Source organism: Desertimonas flava (assembly GCF_003426815.1).
Taxonomy (GTDB): Bacteria; Actinomycetota; Acidimicrobiia; order Acidimicrobiales; family Ilumatobacteraceae; genus Desertimonas; species Desertimonas flava.
The window spans coordinates 1-15,080 of the sequence record NZ_QKYK01000041.1 but is presented as its reverse complement, the minus strand read 5'-3'; the positions used below and the strand labels follow the sequence as shown (position 1 = coordinate 15,080).

Genomic DNA, 15,080 nt, shown 5'->3' with positions numbered 1-15,080 from the left:
GCAACTCCCCTTCGTTGGCCCACCCAGGCCGGGGCGGGCATGACGTGCAACGCCGACCCTAACCCTGCCGGCTCGCCGCCGAGTACATTGCGCGCCAACATGGGAGGCGTGACAGCGATCGGCGAGCGCGTGCGTCATCTCACGCGGCGCCCCCCTCACTGGACCGAAGGGCTGCGCCGCTTCGCCAGGGCGCACGCCCTGGGCGTGGGCGCCGACGCCCTCGTCGACGTGTCGCTCGCCAGCTCCCTCTTCTTCAGCATCAGCGCCGATGCCTCACGGCAGCAGGTCCTGCTGTACCTGATCATCAACCTCGTGCCGTTCACGTTCCTCGCTCCGCTGATCGGCCCGGCGATCGACCGCTTCCCGCGCAGCCACCGCTTCATCGCCACGACGGTGTTCTTGATCCGCGCCGTGCTGGTGGTCGGACTGGCCTTCACGCTGTTCGATCTGGCGTTCTACTTCTTCGCCCTCGCCCTGCTCGTCGTCGGCAAGGCGACCGGTGTGATCAAACAGGCGCTCGTCCCGAGCCTGGTGGATGACCCGGCCCACCTCGTCTCGGCCAATTCGAGCCTGGCCCGTATCAGCGCCATCGTCGGCTCGATCGTCGCCCCGTCGGCCGCGCTCATCGTCACGTTCGCGTCCGAGAAGGTCACGCTCGCACTCGGCTGTGCCGGCTTCCTGCTCGCCGCCTTCTTCTCCACCCGGCTGCCCGATCAGCGCGAGACCGACGCCGATGTCGAGCTGTCCGCCGACGTCCAGCTCGTGCAGCTGCAGACATCGATCGTCACGGCAACGGCGTGGGCGTTCCTGCTCATCCGGAGCGCCGTCGGCTTCTTCGTCTTCGGCGTCGTGTTCGCCCTCCGCCGCGACAGCGCACCGGCCATCGTCTACGGGGCAGCCGCTGCCGCGTGGGGTCTCGGATCGTTCGCCGGCAACGCGCTGGCCCCGATTCTCCGGAGGTACACGTCGGAGGACCGCCTCACCACCTACTCGCTGATGGGCCTGGCCGTGGCCGCGTCGATCTGCGCCCTCGGGCCGTCGCGCCTGACGCTGATGCTCGTCGCGGCCACCCTCGGGGTGGCCGCGTCCGTCGGCCGGCAGGGGTTCGACGCCCTCCTCCAGTCGAGGTCGCCGCACACCAGGCGGGGCAGCGCGTTCGCCCGCTTCGAAACCCAGTTCCAACTCGGCTGGGTGATCGGCGCGATCGCCGCCACGGCATCGGGAATGTCGGTGCGGGTCGCCATGATCACGATCGTCATCTGCGTCGTGCCCACCGCGGTGTTCTACGCGAGGAACATGATCGAGGCCCGCCGGGCAGGTGTCACGCACCCGTTCGACCCGCTCGGCATCGCCAGCCGGCGCGTCGAGCAGCTCACCGTGCCCGAGCACGGCGAGCACTCTCGCACCGTGGCGATCGAGCTGGGCAGCGTCGCCGATCTCACCCGCGCCGCCGGCCACGACATCGACCACGGCCTCTCCGCCCGGATCGAGCGGCTCCGTCGCGAAGCCATGCGCCCCGGCGCCGAGCCCGACGCCGAGGAGCTCGATGCCGCCGTCGACGCCATGCGTGCGCTGCTCGCCGACATCGAACGGGCGATGATCGAGCCGGCTGGGGCCGAGCCCACGGGCGACGAGCACCCCGAACGGCGAGCATCGGGCGAGTCCCGTTGGTCCCGCCTCAGATTGCGTCGAGCGGCACCTCGGACGTCGACGTGATGTTCCACACGTCGCCCGCCGGCACGAACGAGTACACCATCTTGATGTGCTCGTGCCGGGCGGTGTAGATCTCGACCGGCACGACCGCCGGATTGCCGAGCTTGGGGATCTCTCCCAGGACGACGAGCACTCCCCCGTCCTTGACCGGCGCCGTCGGCGCCGTCTCGTCGATCGCTTCCTCCCGGGCGTCGGCGAAGCGCACCTCGATCTCGTCACGAAGGTTCGACACGACCTCGGCCTGGATCCCCGCCGACAGCGTCTCCTCGCCCACGCTCACGACGTAGACCACCGGCAGATCGCCGGCCTCGGCGCCCTCGGCCGGCGGGTGCTCGGACGCGACGTGGCGGATCGTCGCCTCGACGACGGCCACGGCTCGCTCGGCGGACTTGTTCCCCTCGTCGCCGCAGGCCACCACCCCGACGAGAACCAGCATCACCAGCACCGGCAAGAGCTGGCGAGACCTCATTGTCGCAAGGCTATGCGGGAGCCACCCCGACTCCGACGACCGATGCGGATCGTTGGGCGCGGCCGCGGGCGTCAACCGCCCGCCGCCGTTGGTGTGACGGTGGTGCTGGTGCTGGTGCTGGTGCTGGTGCTGGCGGCGGGCGGAGCCGTCGTCGTGGTGGCCGGCGCCGCCGGCGCACCCGTCGTCGCCGTCGCGCCCGTGACCGGCTGGAAGCCGCCGGCCCCGCCGTTGCCGACGGCAGGGCCACCGCCGTCGGTCGATGCCTCGCCGGCCGCGGCCGCGGCTGCGGCCGTGACGGCGTTGGCGTGAGCGAGGAGGATCTGGTCGACCTGCGTGTACGGCCACCCGTCGGGCATGTCGCGAGGCAGGTCGGGGTGGGCGAGCATCGTCTGACGATGCTCGTTGGCCTGGATCTGGCCCAGCTCCTCGCGGGCGGCCTCGATGATGCCCTCGTCGGTCTGCAGCCGGTCGACCTCGCCGGTGAGGTCGTCGTTCACGGCCCGCATCTCGTCGAGCTCGTTCTCCAACGCGTCGATCTGCTTGTCCTGCTCGAACCACGTCCGCACGGGGAGCACGAACAGCGCCGCGGCGATCGCTCCCGCCACGACGAGGGCGGCGAGGCCGAAGACCCAGCCCGAGCGGCGACTGGCGATGCGGTCCGAGGAACGCCGGCGCCGGGAGCCGAGCCGGGAACGCCCGGCGTCGGACGCCCTGCGGTCGGCGGGCCGCGGGATGATGGTCGTCAACCGTCCGCTGCTGCGCTCGTCGTCCGCCTCTCGGGCGTCGGGCCCGATGTCCTCCTCGTCATCCACGACCAGCCATTCTCGCAGCCGCGACCCGACGATTCGCGGCAGGTACCCGAACCGTCCTGCGCCGGGCCGGTCCGGCCACCGCCAGCCGTCGGAGATCGACGCGTCGAGCGCGACCTCCTCCGACCGTTGACCGGCCCGCGACCGACTGTGACACCCCACCGCAACAATGGCCTCATGTCGTCGCTGTTCAAGGACGTCGCCTGGCTTGCAGGCCGCCAGCACGGCGCCGTCGCGTCGATCCAGCTCGATCGACTCGGGGTCGGCAAGAGCCTGCGCTACCGCTGGATCCAAAGCGGACTCCTGCATCGAGCCGGACCTCGTTCGTACTACGTCGGTGGATCGACGGACACATGGCAGCGTCAGGCGTGGGCTGCTGCCGCCGACGTGGCGGGGCGTGGCTTCGTGGCAGGCCGGACCGCCGCCCGCCTGCATCGGCTCGACGGGTTCGCGTCGGTCCCGGACATTCCGGAGGTCCTCGTCCGCAGGGAGCATCGCAGCTGCCATGTCCCGTGGGTGGTCCACACCACCAGTCGCGCCTTGGGGCCTCGCGACACCGTCACCATCCAGGGCATCCGCTGTCTGTCGGCCGAACGGCTCATCGTCGAGTCGCCACTGTTCGGCTTCACCGTGGCCGAGACCGAGAACGCCATCGACTCGGCCGTGCGGAGCCGGCGCGTCTCGGAGGATCGTCTGCGCGCCGCGGTCATCGAATCGCTCCGGCCCGGAGTCGCGGGCGAGCAGCTCCGCGAGGCACTGGTCGATGCCGGCGGTGAGAGCCGCCTCGAACGCTGGTTCCTCGCCATCGTCCGTCGCGGTGGTCTCGCTCGACCGGAGATGCGAGTCGTCGTCCGCGCCGAGCGCGGCTGGGCCGCTCGCCTCGACGCCCTGTTCCCAGGCGGCTTGGTGATCGAACTCGAGGGGCACGCCACCCATTCCCTTCGACGCCAGCGGCAACACGACGAGGAGCGGCGAACGAAGCTGGTCCTCGCTGGCTACCGGGTGATCACGTTCACCTACAACGACGTGCGTGACCGCCCCGACTGGGTGCTCGCCCGGCTCCGCGAGGCGGTCGCCCTGGCGTCGTAGCCTCGCGGCGCGCCAACGGTCGGAGATCGGCGCGCCGGACGCGGCGATCTCCGACCGTTGAGGCTGGCTGCGGGCTGGGGTGAGCGGGCTGCGGGTGCGGCGGCCTCAGGGGTTGAGGGCGGAGCGGCCGCGGTAGGCGGCGGCTTCGCCGAGGTCGGCCTCGATGCGCAGCAGCTGGTTGTACTTGGCCACGCGGTCGGAGCGGGCCGGCGCGCCGGTCTTGATCTGGCCGCAGTTGGTGGCGACGGCGAGGTCGGAGATGGTGGCGTCCTCGGTCTCGCCGCTGCGGTGGCTCATGACCGACGTGTAGCCCGAGCGGGTGGCGAGCTCGACGGTGTCGAGCGTCTCGGTGAGCGAACCGATCTGGTTCACCTTCACGAGCACCGAGTTGGCCACCTTGCGATCGATGCCCTGGCGCAACCGCTTGGTGTTGGTGACGAAGAGGTCGTCGCCGACGAGCTGCACCTTGCCGCCGACAGCGGCGGTGAGGGCGGCCCAGCCGTCCCAGTCGTCCTCGGCCATACCGTCCTCGATCGACACGATCGGATAGGCGCCGACGAGGCGGTCCCAGTAGGCGACGAAGTCGTCCGAGGAGAGCACCTTGCCCTCGCCGGTGAGGTGATAGGCGCCGTCGCGGTAGAGCTCGCTCGTCGCCGGGTCGAGGGCGATGGCGATGTCGTCGCCGGGCGTGAAGCCGGCCGCCGTGATCGCCTCGACGAGGAACACGATGGCGTCCTCGTTGGTCGCCAGGTCGGGGGCGAATCCCCCCTCGTCGCCGACCGCCGTGGACATGCCGCGGTCGTGGAGCAGCTTCTTCAGCGTGTGATACGTCTGGGTCCCCCATCGCAACGCCTCCGAGAAGCTCGGGGCGCCGACCGGCATGATCATGAACTCCTGGAGGTCGATCGTGTTGTCGGCGTGGACGCCCCCGTTGATGACGTTCATCATCGGCACCGGCAGGACGTGGGCGTTGGGGCCGCCGACGTAGCGGTACAGCGGCACGTCCAGCTCGTCGGCCGCCGCCTTGGCGACGGCCAGGCTGGCGCCGAGGATCGCGTTGGCGCCGAGACGACCCTTGTTCTCGGTGCCATCGAGCTCGATGAGCAGCGCATCGATGGCGCGCTGCGACGTGGCGTCGAGGCCCTCGATGGCCTCGGCGATCTCGCCGTTGACGTAGCCGACCGCCGTGGCGACGCCCTTGCCGCCGTAGCGGTCGCCACCGTCGCGCAGCTCGACCGCCTCGTGCTCTCCGGTGGACGCCCCGCTGGGGACGGCCGCTCGACCACGGGCGCCGGAATCGAGCACGACTTCGACCTCGACGGTGGGGTTGCCGCGGGAATCGAGGATCTCACGGCCGATGGTTTCGACGATCTCAGACATCGAGGACCAACGTAGTGGGCCGACGTGCCGCGCGTTCAGGAGTCGGGCGGGGCGGCCTCGAGATACGAGGCGATGTCGCTGAGCATCAGCTCGGCGGTGGCGTCGAGGCGGAGCTGCTCGCTCGGCGTGTGCTCGAGGATGTCGGTGATGTAGGCGTCGATCGCCTCGCGGATCGGCACGTCCCGCTCGGCACGCTCCGAGAGGAACCAGCGGTGTTCGAGAATCTGGTGGTAGATCTCGGCGGCCTGCAGCTTGCCGATCAGCGGGCCGGGAATCGCCGCGATCGCCGGCTCGAACCGCTGGTCGAGCCAGCGCACGGCGGCCACGTTCTCCGGCAGCGTGCGGCCCGTTGCCTGCTGGACCTCGGCGGCGAAGCTGCGGATGTCGCCGAGCAGCCGGCGGGCCTGGTTCTCCCCGGCCTTGAGGCCGGTCAGCGACATCAGGCGCTCCTGGTGGTACCCGCTCTCCACCACCCGCGGGACGATCTTCATCTTGTGCCCGGCCTCGTCGGCGATCATCTCCATCTCGGCGACGTCGAACCCGAGGTCGTGGAGCCGGTCGATGCGCTGCTCCATCCGCCACGTCTCGCCGTACTGGAACTCCTGCTCGGCCGTGAGCTCGTTCCACAGGTCGTTGTACCGCCCTTCGAGGTTGGCGGCCAGCTCCCACGGGTCGATCCCCCCGACCAGGCGGTCGCCGGCCTGGAGGTCGAGGAGGCCGCCGGCGACGTTCTCGGTGGCGATGTCGAGATCCATCTGCCGCTGGCCGGACGTGAGCGAGGAGTACCGCTCCGACGTCTCGACGTCGATGATGTAGGCCGACAGCGCCCCGGCGTCGCGGCGGAAGAGTGTGTTGGACAGCGAGCAGTCCCCCCAGAAGAACCCGACGAGGTGCAGCCGCACGAGCAGGCCGACGAGGGCGTCGAGGAGCCGCTCGCCGAGATACGGGATCGACAGGCCACGATCGGACAGCAGCGTGCGGTAGGGCAGGGAGTAGTCGAGGTGGCGGGTGACGAGCATCCCGTCGCGACCACCGGCGCGCTCGGTGACCGCGGCGACCACCTCGGCGGTCGGCAGCCCGTCCTCGGCCAGCCCTCGCAGCAGGCGGTACTCCCGCAGCACGAGGTGGTCCGGGAGTTCCTTGACGACATAGGACACCCGCTCGACCTCGTCGCCGAGCTCGACGAGGCGCACGACGTGGCGGTGCAGGCCGAGCACGTCGCGGATGTACGGCAGGTCCCAGTCGGCGAGGTCGGTGGCGAACGGCAGCAGCCCGACGCGCGGGTGGTCGGCGGGGTCGGCGAGCTGCATGCGCACCCCGCCAGTATCACGCGTGGGCCAACGGCTCCTGCGCAGCCCCGGTGACGTGGCGCCGGGCGTGGGTGACGGCGTCGTCCAGCGTGTCGAACAGATGGTTCTCGTGGCGCAGCCGTGCCAGGGTGCCGACCGCGGCGAGGATCTTCAGGTGCCGGGGCTGCACGCCCTTGATCAGCACGGTGATGCCACGGCTCTCCAGCTCGCGGACGATCTCCCCCAGCGCCTGCGCGCCCGTGGCGTCGAGCACCTGCACCTGGGACATGCGCAGGATGACGACCTGGGCGTCGGTGACGGCGGTCAGCTCGGTGAGGAAGCGCTGCGCGGCACCGAAGAACAGGGCCCCGTCGAGCCGGTACACGAGGATGTGGTCGTGCAGCAGGTCGGCCTCGTCGTCGGGACTGATGCGTTCGGCGTCGCCGTCGGAGTCGCGGCGGGCGTAGAGCACCGGGAGCCGCTCACGGACCGCTTCGGCGTTGCGGGCGATGTGACGCAGGGCGAACAGCGCGGCGACCGCCACGCCGACCTCGATGGCGACGATGAGGTCGAAGGCGACCGTCGCCGCCGTGGTCAGCACGAGCGTGATGGCGTCGGACCGGGTCGACCGCACGACGGCGCGGACGTTGTGCACCTCGACCATGCGGAAGGCGGTGACGATCAGCACGCCGGCCAGCGCGGCGAGCGGGATGTCGGCGACCACGTCGCTCCCGAAGAGGACGACGAGGACGAGCACGAGGGCGTGGATGATCGCTGCGACGCGTGTCCGCGCGCCGCTACGGACGTTGACCGCGGTGCGGGCGATCGCGCCGGTGGCCGGCATGCCGCCGAAGAGCGGCGACACGACGTTGGCCAGCCCCTGCCCGAAGAGCTCCCGATCGGGGTCGTGGGGGACGGTGTCGGTCATGCCGTCGGCCACCTTCGCCGACAACAGGCTCTCGATCGCCGCGAGCAGGGCGACGGCGACGGCCGCCGACGCGAGGTCGGACATCTCACCGAATGAAGTGCTGGGCAGCGACGGGAGCGGGAGGGAGTTCGGCAGTTCCCCGATCCGTGCGGCGTCCAGGTCGAAGAGCTTGGCGACGATGGTCGCGGCCGCGACAGCGATCAGCGAGGCCGGCAACGTGCGGCGGATACGAGGGACCACGAGCATGACGCCGATCACCACGACGACGAGGACCGAGGCGCTCGCCACACCGTCGCCCTCCAGAGCCGCTCGCACCGCACGGAACGCGATGGCCGCGCTGTTCTCACCCTCGGGTTTGGGGACCCCGAGCGCAGACGGCACCTGCTGGAGGAAGATCAAGATGGCGATGCCGACGGTGAAGCCCTCGATGACGGGCCACGGCACGTACGCCAAGTAGCGCCCGACCTTGGCGAACGCGGCGGCGACGACCAGGACGCCGGCCATGATCCCGACGACGAGCACCGCGTCGGTACCGTTGCGCTCGACGATGGGCACGAGCACCACGGTCATCGCGCCCGTCGGCCCGGACACCTGGACGCTCGAGCCGCCGAAGACGGCGGCGACGAGCCCAGCGACGATCGCCGTGATCAGACCGGCCTGGGCGCCGAGTCCGGTGGTGATGCCGAACGCCAGGGCGAGCGGCAGGGCGACGACGCCGACGGTGAGCCCGGCGACGAGGTCACTGCGCCAACCCTGGCGCAGACCGGCGTAGTCAGCGGCGCGAGGGAGCAGACGCTTCATCGGTGCGCGCCGCGGTCGCTGCGGAGCGCGACGACGAGTTCCTCGTTGACGCTCAAGGTGTTGATGAGGAAGCGACGAGCAGCGTCGAGCAGATCGACCACCGCGGCATCGGCGATGCGGTAGAGCACGTTCGAGCCGTCACGCCGGGACACGACGACGCCGGAACGACGCAGCACACCGAGCTGCTGCGACAGGTGCGACGACTCCAGGCCGACGAGGGGGACGAGATCGGCGACGGCCCGTTCCCCGTCACGGAGCAGCTCGAGGATGCGGACGCGACCTGGATGCCCGAGGGCCTTGAAGAGATCGGCCTTGATCTCCGAGAGGGGCCGTTCGGCGGCGGCGAACGGATCGTCAGATGAAGGGTCGTCAGGTGATGGGTCGCCAGATGATGATTTCACGATCTGACAAATTTATCAGATGAGCAGATCGAAATCCTACGTACAGAATCCCACGTGTCGGAAGCCACCTCCCGTCAGCGGGAGCGTTCGAGAGCCTTGACCTCGTCCCACATGGCGTCGAGCGCCTCGAGTCCGGCGGTGCGGATGTCGACGCCTCGCTCCGCGCACAGCGCCTCGATCGCCTCGAAACGACGGCGGAACTTGCCGGCCGATGCGCGCAGGGCGAGCTCGGCGTCGACACCGAGGTGCCGGGCGACGTTGACGAGGGCGAAGAGGACGTCGCCGAACTCGTCGGCGATCTCGGCCGCATCCCCTCCCGCACGGGCCTCGGCCAGCTCGGCCAGCTCGTCGGACACGTCGGTCATCGCGTGGTCGGCGTCGGTCCAGTCGAACCCGACCTTGGCCACCTTGCGGCCGAGTTGCTGGGAGTAGGCGAGCGACGGCTGGGACATCGCCACCCCGTCGAACAGGGAGTCCCGCTGCTTCTCGGCGCGCTTGATCTCCTCCCAGTTGGCCTCGACCGAGGCCGAGTCGGCCGCGTCGACACGTGCCGATCCGGGAGGGGCGAAGACGTGCGGGTGGCGACGGACCAGCTTGTCGTGGACGTTGTCGGTGATGTCGACGATGGAGAAGCGACCCTCCTCCTCGGCGATGGCGGCGTGGAACTCGATGTGATAGAGCAGGTCGCCGAGCTCCTCGATCACGTCCGTGTCGCTCGCCGGCTCGTCGTTGCGTTGCGCCTGGAGGGCGTCGACCAGCTCGAACGCCTCCTCCACCAGGTACGGCGCCAGTGTCTGATGGGTCTGCTCGCGGTCCCACGGGCACTGCTCGCGCAGCGTGCGCGTGAGCTCGTGGAAGCGCACGTAGTGGTCGCCGATCGGCGTGGCCAGCCGCGGCACGAAGACGCACGTGAGGTGGTCGGCCTCGACGGTGCGGTCGAGCTCGCTCCACGTCGTCTCGACGACCGCCTCGTCGGGGGTCCCGAGGCGCTGGAGGATGGTGACCGGCTCGTCTCCCGATGCCTCGTCGACGGCGAGCTTGATGTCCGACAGCACCCAGTTGGCGTGGGTGTGGGCGATCAGCAGCGGGCCACGCTCACCCCGCGCGGCAGTGGCGAACTCGTGGCCGTCGACGAGGCGGACGCCGGCCTCGACCGGATCGATGCCGAGTCGGGCCCAGGCGACGTCGAGGAACGACATCGCCGGGAGCACGCGGCACGTGGTCCGATCGTCGGCGAGCAGCGCCCGGACCGTCCGCTCGAGCACGAGTGGTGAGCCGGGAACGGCGTAGAGGATCTCGCCGTGCTCGCCGGCTGCGGCGACGAGGTGGTCGACGATCGCCGCGTAGACGTCCTCGAACGTGTCGGCGGACTCGTAGAAGCGGTCGAGCGCCTCGGCGCCGCCGGGCTGGTCGAGGAGCAGATGGGCACTCGGGTGCCGCGCCGTCCGCAGGTAGCGGTGTTCGTGAGCGGCGATCGCCGCGACCGTCACTGCCGTCACGTGCTCGTCGCCGCCCGGGCCGAGCCCGACGATGGTGATGGACGGCACGTCTCGGCCCTGACGCTCAGTTGGCGACGGCGACGTCGGTGGACTCGGCGGCGTCGGGAGCGTCGAGGGCGACGACGCTCGACGTCGCCGGGTCCCAGCGTCCGTACCGCGAGTTCACCGTCACCTCGACCCCGTCGAGCAGGTCGGCGACCGCCGCCTCGGCGAGGTCCCGGGTGAGCAGGGAGGCGACGTCCTCGAACGGCTGGGCGAACACGACGTACTCGCTGCCCTCCAGCTCGATCGGCTCGGACAGCTCGCCCACGCCGGCGTCGGCGACGGCCTCGGCGAGCGGCTCGGACAGCGACTCGGGAATCGTCGACACGGCGAAGCACGGCCCCGACTGACCGACGGCAAGCGGCGAGAACCCGGCGTCGGTGGCGGCAGCACCGAAGTCGTCGCCCGCCTCGAGGGCGTCGCGGAGTGCGTCGAGCGCGTCGTCGTCGGCCTCGTCGACCGCGACCAGACCGAGGCACATGACGCCGTCGACCTCACCCGCCTCCTCGTAGGCCTCCTGCCGCTCGGCGACGTCGACCAGGCCGGCGTCGGCGAGCAGCGACCGGTAGCGGGCCGACCGGGCGTCGAACGTCTCGTCGTCCTCGGCGCCCTCGTCGGGGTCGACTCCGGCAGCCTCGAGGGCGTCGACGATCACGAGGTTGACGATCTCCTCGGTCAGTACGGTGCGCACCTGGTCGGCCGGGGCCACGTCGGGCGCTCCGAGCGACAGCAAGGTGGCCTCGAAGTCGTCGACGGTGATGTCGGTGCCGTTGACGGTGGCGGCGACGTCGGCGGCGCTGGCCGGCGCGCCGCCCCCGGGAGCGACGACGACCGCCGCAGCGACCACGATCAGGGCACGGGAGCGAAGCTTCACGGACGTCGAAGCTACCCCGGCGACATCCCGCGCACCCCACGCGTGGGGCGCTACGCGGCGGTCTCGGGCGGGATCAGCTCTCGCAGGAAGCCCACCAGGAACTCGGCCGGGTCCACTTTGACCGGGCCGTTCTCGCCCCGACGCGTTCGCGGGATCGGGACGACCAACTGACGGGCGTCCTCCTTCCACTTGGCGTCACGGCTCAGGCGGCGCAGGCGGGTCGACTGGCTGAGCTTGAGATCGAGCGGCGCGAGGCGCGCCTCGCCCGGCCGGCCGGGCGACCCGGCGGCGATCGAGATGTCGTGCAGTTCGAGCCGATGGCACTCGGCCCGCAGGCGGGCGACGTTGAGCAACGCCGCGGCCGGCTCGGGGATCGGGCCGTACCGGTCGGTCCACTCGGCGGCGATGTCGTCGACCTGCTCGGGCGTGGTGACGGCGGCCAGCCGGCGATACGCCTCGAGCCGCGACGCCTCGCTCGACACGTAGTCGCGCGGCAGGTTGGCATCGGTGGGCACGTCGAGGCGGATCTCACCCGGTTCGTTCGGCGGCGCCTCGCCCTTCATCTCGGCGACCGCCTCCGTGACCATCTGGCAGTAGAGGTCGTAGCCGACGGCGGCGATGTGCCCTGACTGGGCCTGACCGAGCAGGTTGCCGGCGCCGCGGATCTCCAGGTCGCGCATGGCGATCTTGAAGCCACTGCCCAGTTCGGTGGCCTCGCCAATCGTCTTGAGCCGCTCATAGGCCTCCTCGCTGAGGGCCACCTCCGGGGGATGGAAGAGGTAGGCGTAGGCCCGCTGACCGCTGCGGCCGACACGGCCGCGCAGCTGGTGGAGCTGGCCGAGACCGAGCAGATCGGCGCGCTCGACGACGAGCGTGTTGACCGCCGGCATGTCGATGCCCGACTCGATGATCGTCGTGCAGACGAGCACGTCGTACCGGCCGTCCCAGAAGTCGACGACCACCTGCTCCAGCGTGCCCTCGTCCATCTGACCGTGCGCCACGGCGACACGGGCCTCGGGCACGAGCTCGCGCAGGCGGGCGGCGGCGTGCTCGATCGAGCTCACGCGGTTGTGCACCCAGAAGACCTGGCCCTCGCGGAGCAGCTCGCGACGGATCGATTCGACGGCCACCCGCTCGTCGTAGCCACCGACATAGGTGAGGATCGGCTGGCGATCGGCCGGGGGCGTGTTGAGCAGCGACAGGTCGCGGATGCCGACGAGACTCATCTCGAGCGTGCGCGGGATGGGTGTGGCGGTCAGCGTGAGCACGTCGACGTTCGTCTTCAACTGCTTCATCGCCTCCTTGTGCTGCACGCCGAAGCGCTGCTCCTCGTCGACGACGAGGAGGCCGAGGTCCTTGAACTTCACGCCGTCGGCGAGCAGGCGGTGGGTGCCGACCACGCAATCGACCTCGCCGGAGGCCAGCCCGGCCACCACCTGGCGGGCCTGGCCCGGCGTGAGGAAGCGGCTCAGCGTCTCGACGCGGATCGGGTAGCCGGCGAAACGGTCGGCGAACGTCTGGCCGTGCTGCGAGGCCAACAGGGTGGTGGGGACGAGCACGGCGACCTGCTTGCCGTCCTGGATGGCCTTGAACGCGGCCCGCACGGCGATCTCGGTCTTGCCGAAGCCGACGTCACCGCACACGAGGCGATCCATCGGATAGCGCCGCTCCATGTCGTCCTTGGTCGCCGCGATGGCTGCCTTCTGGTCGGGCGTCTCCACGAACGGGAAGGCGTCCTCCATCTCGGCCTGCCAGGGCGTGTCGGGCCGGAAGGCGAACCCCTCGGCCGTCACACGCTTCTGGTAGAGCACGACGAGCTCCTGGGCGATCTCCCGCACCGCCGACCGCACCCGGCTCTTGGCCTTGGCGAAGTCCGAGCCGCCGAGGCGGTGCAGCGTCGGCGCCTCACCGCCGACGTACTGGCGCAGCGTGTCGATCTGGTCGGACGGGACGTAGAGCTTGTCGCCGCCCTTGTAGGCGAGCAGGAGGTAGTCGCGTTCGACGCCACCGATCGTGCGCTTGGCCATGCCCTCGTACTGGCCGACGCCGTGGTGGAAGTGCACCACGTACATGCCCGGCTTGAGGTCCTCGAACACGCCGCCCGCGTCGCGGCGACGAGGCCGCGGCCGGCGGTGGGCCCGGCGACGACCGGTGAGGTCGGCCTCGGCGATGACGGCCACTCGCGCCGCGCCGATCGTCACGCCATGGTGCAGCGGGGCGACGACGATGCGCCCGCCCCTGGCGGTGAGGTCGCCGTCGGCGGAGGTGAGAACCGGGAAGTCGAGACCGCTGTCGAGCAGGTGGTCGCGCAGTCGCGCCGCCGAGCCCTCGCCGTCGGCCGCCACGACGACGCGATAGCCCTGGCCGAGCAACTGCGACAGGCGCGCCGCGAAGCCCGACCCGTCGCCGGCGACCGGGCCCCAGCCCGACGCCTCGACGACCGGCGTGTCGGGCGATTCGGGCGCGCTGTCGATCGACCAGAACGATCCCGTGTTGGCGAGCAGGCGGTCGGGTTCGGCGTGCAGACGGGGGAAGGGCACGTCGGCCGGACGCTCCCACGTCGACGCCAGGGCCTTGGCGAGGTCGTCCTCCTCGGCGATGAGGTCGGCGGCCCGGTCGCGGATCCGCCGGGGCTCGACGAGCACGACCTTGGCCGTGTCGGGCAGGACGTCGGTGAGCAGCAGATCGCCGCTCGGCCCGGTGTCCACGAGCCACGGCAGCCAGCTCTCCATGCCGTCGAACAGGGCCCCCTCCGACAGCCGCTCCCACTGCTCGCGCCCCCACGGCTCGGTGGCCACCAGCTTGGCGGCCCGCTGCCGGACCTCGTCGGTGGGGATCAGCTCGCGGGCCGGGAAGATCAGACCCTCGGCGATGTCGTCGACCGAGCGCTGATCGCTCGGGCTGAACGTCGTGAGGCGGTCGACCTCGTCGCCCCACAGGTCGATCCGGATCGGGGCGTCGCCGGTGGACGGGTAGACGTCGATGATCGCCCCTCGGCGGGCGAACTCACCACGGTGCTCGACCAGCTCCTCGCGTCGGTAGCCGAAGTTGGCGAGTGTGCGAGCGAGGTCGTCGGGGTCGACGATGTCGCCCTTGTGCACGGCGATCGGCTCGACCTCCACCGCCTCCGGCCCGAGGCGCTGCAACAGGGCCCGCACGCCGGCGACGATGACCTTCGGCATCCGCTCCGGTTGACGGAGACGCCACAGCAGCTCGAGCCGCCGGCCCATCGTCTCGACCGATGGGCTGACGCGCTCGAACGGCAGGGTCTCCCACGCCGGCAGCACCGAGACGTTCGGCTCGCCCAGGAACTGGACGAGGTCGTCGGCGAGCTGACCGGCCATCGTGCCGGTCGGGCACGCCACCACGAGCGGCGTGCGGTTGGAGAGGTTGGCGAGGGCGGCGATCGAGATCGGCCGGGCGACCTCGCCGATGGCGAGGCGGGCACCCGGGTCGCCGAGGGCGCGCGTCAGCGCCGGTTCATCGCGTAGCAGGGGGGGTAACGACGCCAGACGCACGGCCCATCGAGGGTACCGGCGGCTCGCCTCACCGCGGCCCCGCGACCGACGGGAGGGTACGTACCCACCGCGGCGACCGGAGGGTATCTACCTGACGCTTCCGTCCGGTACATACCCTCCGGTTGTGCACGACCGGCGTGAGTGGGCCTCCGGCTACCGCTCCGACTTGCCGCGGATGGCGAGCAGGGTCGCACCGCTGGCCGTCAGCAGCCCGGCGAGGGCGGCGATCAGCAGCGTGGGTGAACCCGTCTCGGGCAGGGTCCCACTC

Annotated in this window: 12 protein-coding genes; 2 read left to right on the top strand and 10 right to left on the bottom strand. The window is 70.9% G+C overall.

Annotated elements, in window-relative coordinates; translation table 11 throughout:
• Positions 1–99: 99 nt before the first annotated feature.
• A complete protein-coding gene (locus DN771_RS26635) occupies positions 100–1,716 on the top strand; it encodes an MFS transporter (RefSeq protein WP_162942451.1) in 1,617 nt (538 codons plus the stop codon).
• Here the strand turns inward: DN771_RS26635 and DN771_RS26630 are convergent.
• On the bottom strand, positions 1,679–2,182 hold the full coding sequence (locus tag DN771_RS26630) for a hypothetical protein (protein WP_162942450.1): 504 nt from the start codon (positions 2,180–2,182) through the stop codon (positions 1,679–1,681). The two genes, DN771_RS26635 and DN771_RS26630, sit on opposite strands and share 38 nt — an antisense overlap.
• A 71-nt stretch (positions 2,183–2,253) precedes the next feature.
• A complete protein-coding gene (locus DN771_RS29885; protein ID WP_162942449.1) occupies positions 2,254–2,994 on the bottom strand; it encodes an FtsB family cell division protein in 741 nt (246 codons plus the stop codon).
• A gap of 174 nt (positions 2,995–3,168) precedes the next feature.
• Here DN771_RS29885 and DN771_RS29880 point away from each other — a divergent pair, with 174 nt between their 5' ends.
• Positions 3,169–4,080 (top strand): DUF559 domain-containing protein, encoded by a 912-nt coding sequence (locus DN771_RS29880; protein WP_162942448.1) that lies wholly within the window; start codon positions 3,169–3,171, stop codon positions 4,078–4,080.
• A 105-nt stretch (positions 4,081–4,185) separates the two neighbouring features.
• Here DN771_RS29880 and eno read toward each other — a convergent pair whose 3' ends face one another.
• The 8 genes from eno to DN771_RS30945 all read right to left on the bottom strand — a co-directional run bounded on the left by eno (position 4,186) and on the right by DN771_RS30945 (position 15,070).
• Entirely contained in the window at positions 4,186–5,460 is a 1,275-nt protein-coding gene (gene eno, locus DN771_RS26615; RefSeq protein ID WP_117000609.1) for a phosphopyruvate hydratase, read from the bottom strand.
• A 35-nt stretch (positions 5,461–5,495) separates the two neighbouring features.
• On the bottom strand, positions 5,496–6,770 hold the full coding sequence (locus DN771_RS26610; RefSeq protein WP_117000608.1) for a DUF4032 domain-containing protein: 1,275 nt from the start codon (positions 6,768–6,770) through the stop codon (positions 5,496–5,498).
• A gap of 16 nt (positions 6,771–6,786) precedes the next feature.
• Positions 6,787–8,478 carry a SulP family inorganic anion transporter gene (locus tag DN771_RS26605; protein ID WP_117000607.1) on the bottom strand — a complete coding sequence of 564 codons (1,692 nt, stop codon included), beginning with the start codon at positions 8,476–8,478 and terminating at the stop codon, positions 6,787–6,789.
• Positions 8,475–8,879, bottom strand: coding sequence for an ArsR/SmtB family transcription factor (locus DN771_RS26600; RefSeq protein ID WP_117000606.1), 405 nt, complete (start codon positions 8,877–8,879; stop codon positions 8,475–8,477). Before DN771_RS26600 ends, DN771_RS26605 begins: the two co-directional genes overlap by 4 nt.
• Before the next feature lie 74 nt (positions 8,880–8,953).
• The gene (mazG, locus tag DN771_RS26595) at positions 8,954–10,426 is read right to left on the bottom strand and encodes a nucleoside triphosphate pyrophosphohydrolase (protein ID WP_117000605.1); all 1,473 of its coding nucleotides are present in this window, start codon (positions 10,424–10,426) and stop codon (positions 8,954–8,956) included.
• A 16-nt stretch (positions 10,427–10,442) separates the two neighbouring features.
• Entirely contained in the window at positions 10,443–11,294 is an 852-nt protein-coding gene (locus DN771_RS26590) for a peptidyl-prolyl cis-trans isomerase (protein ID WP_117000604.1), read from the bottom strand.
• 50 nt (positions 11,295–11,344) lie between these two features.
• A complete protein-coding gene (gene mfd / locus DN771_RS26585; RefSeq protein ID WP_117000603.1) occupies positions 11,345–14,812 on the bottom strand; it encodes a transcription-repair coupling factor in 3,468 nt (1,155 codons plus the stop codon).
• A gap of 153 nt (positions 14,813–14,965) precedes the next feature.
• Positions 14,966–15,070, bottom strand: a complete 105-nt coding sequence (locus DN771_RS30945) for an LPXTG cell wall anchor domain-containing protein (RefSeq protein WP_227462494.1) — start codon at positions 15,068–15,070, stop codon at positions 14,966–14,968.
• Positions 15,071–15,080: the final 10 nt, after the last annotated feature.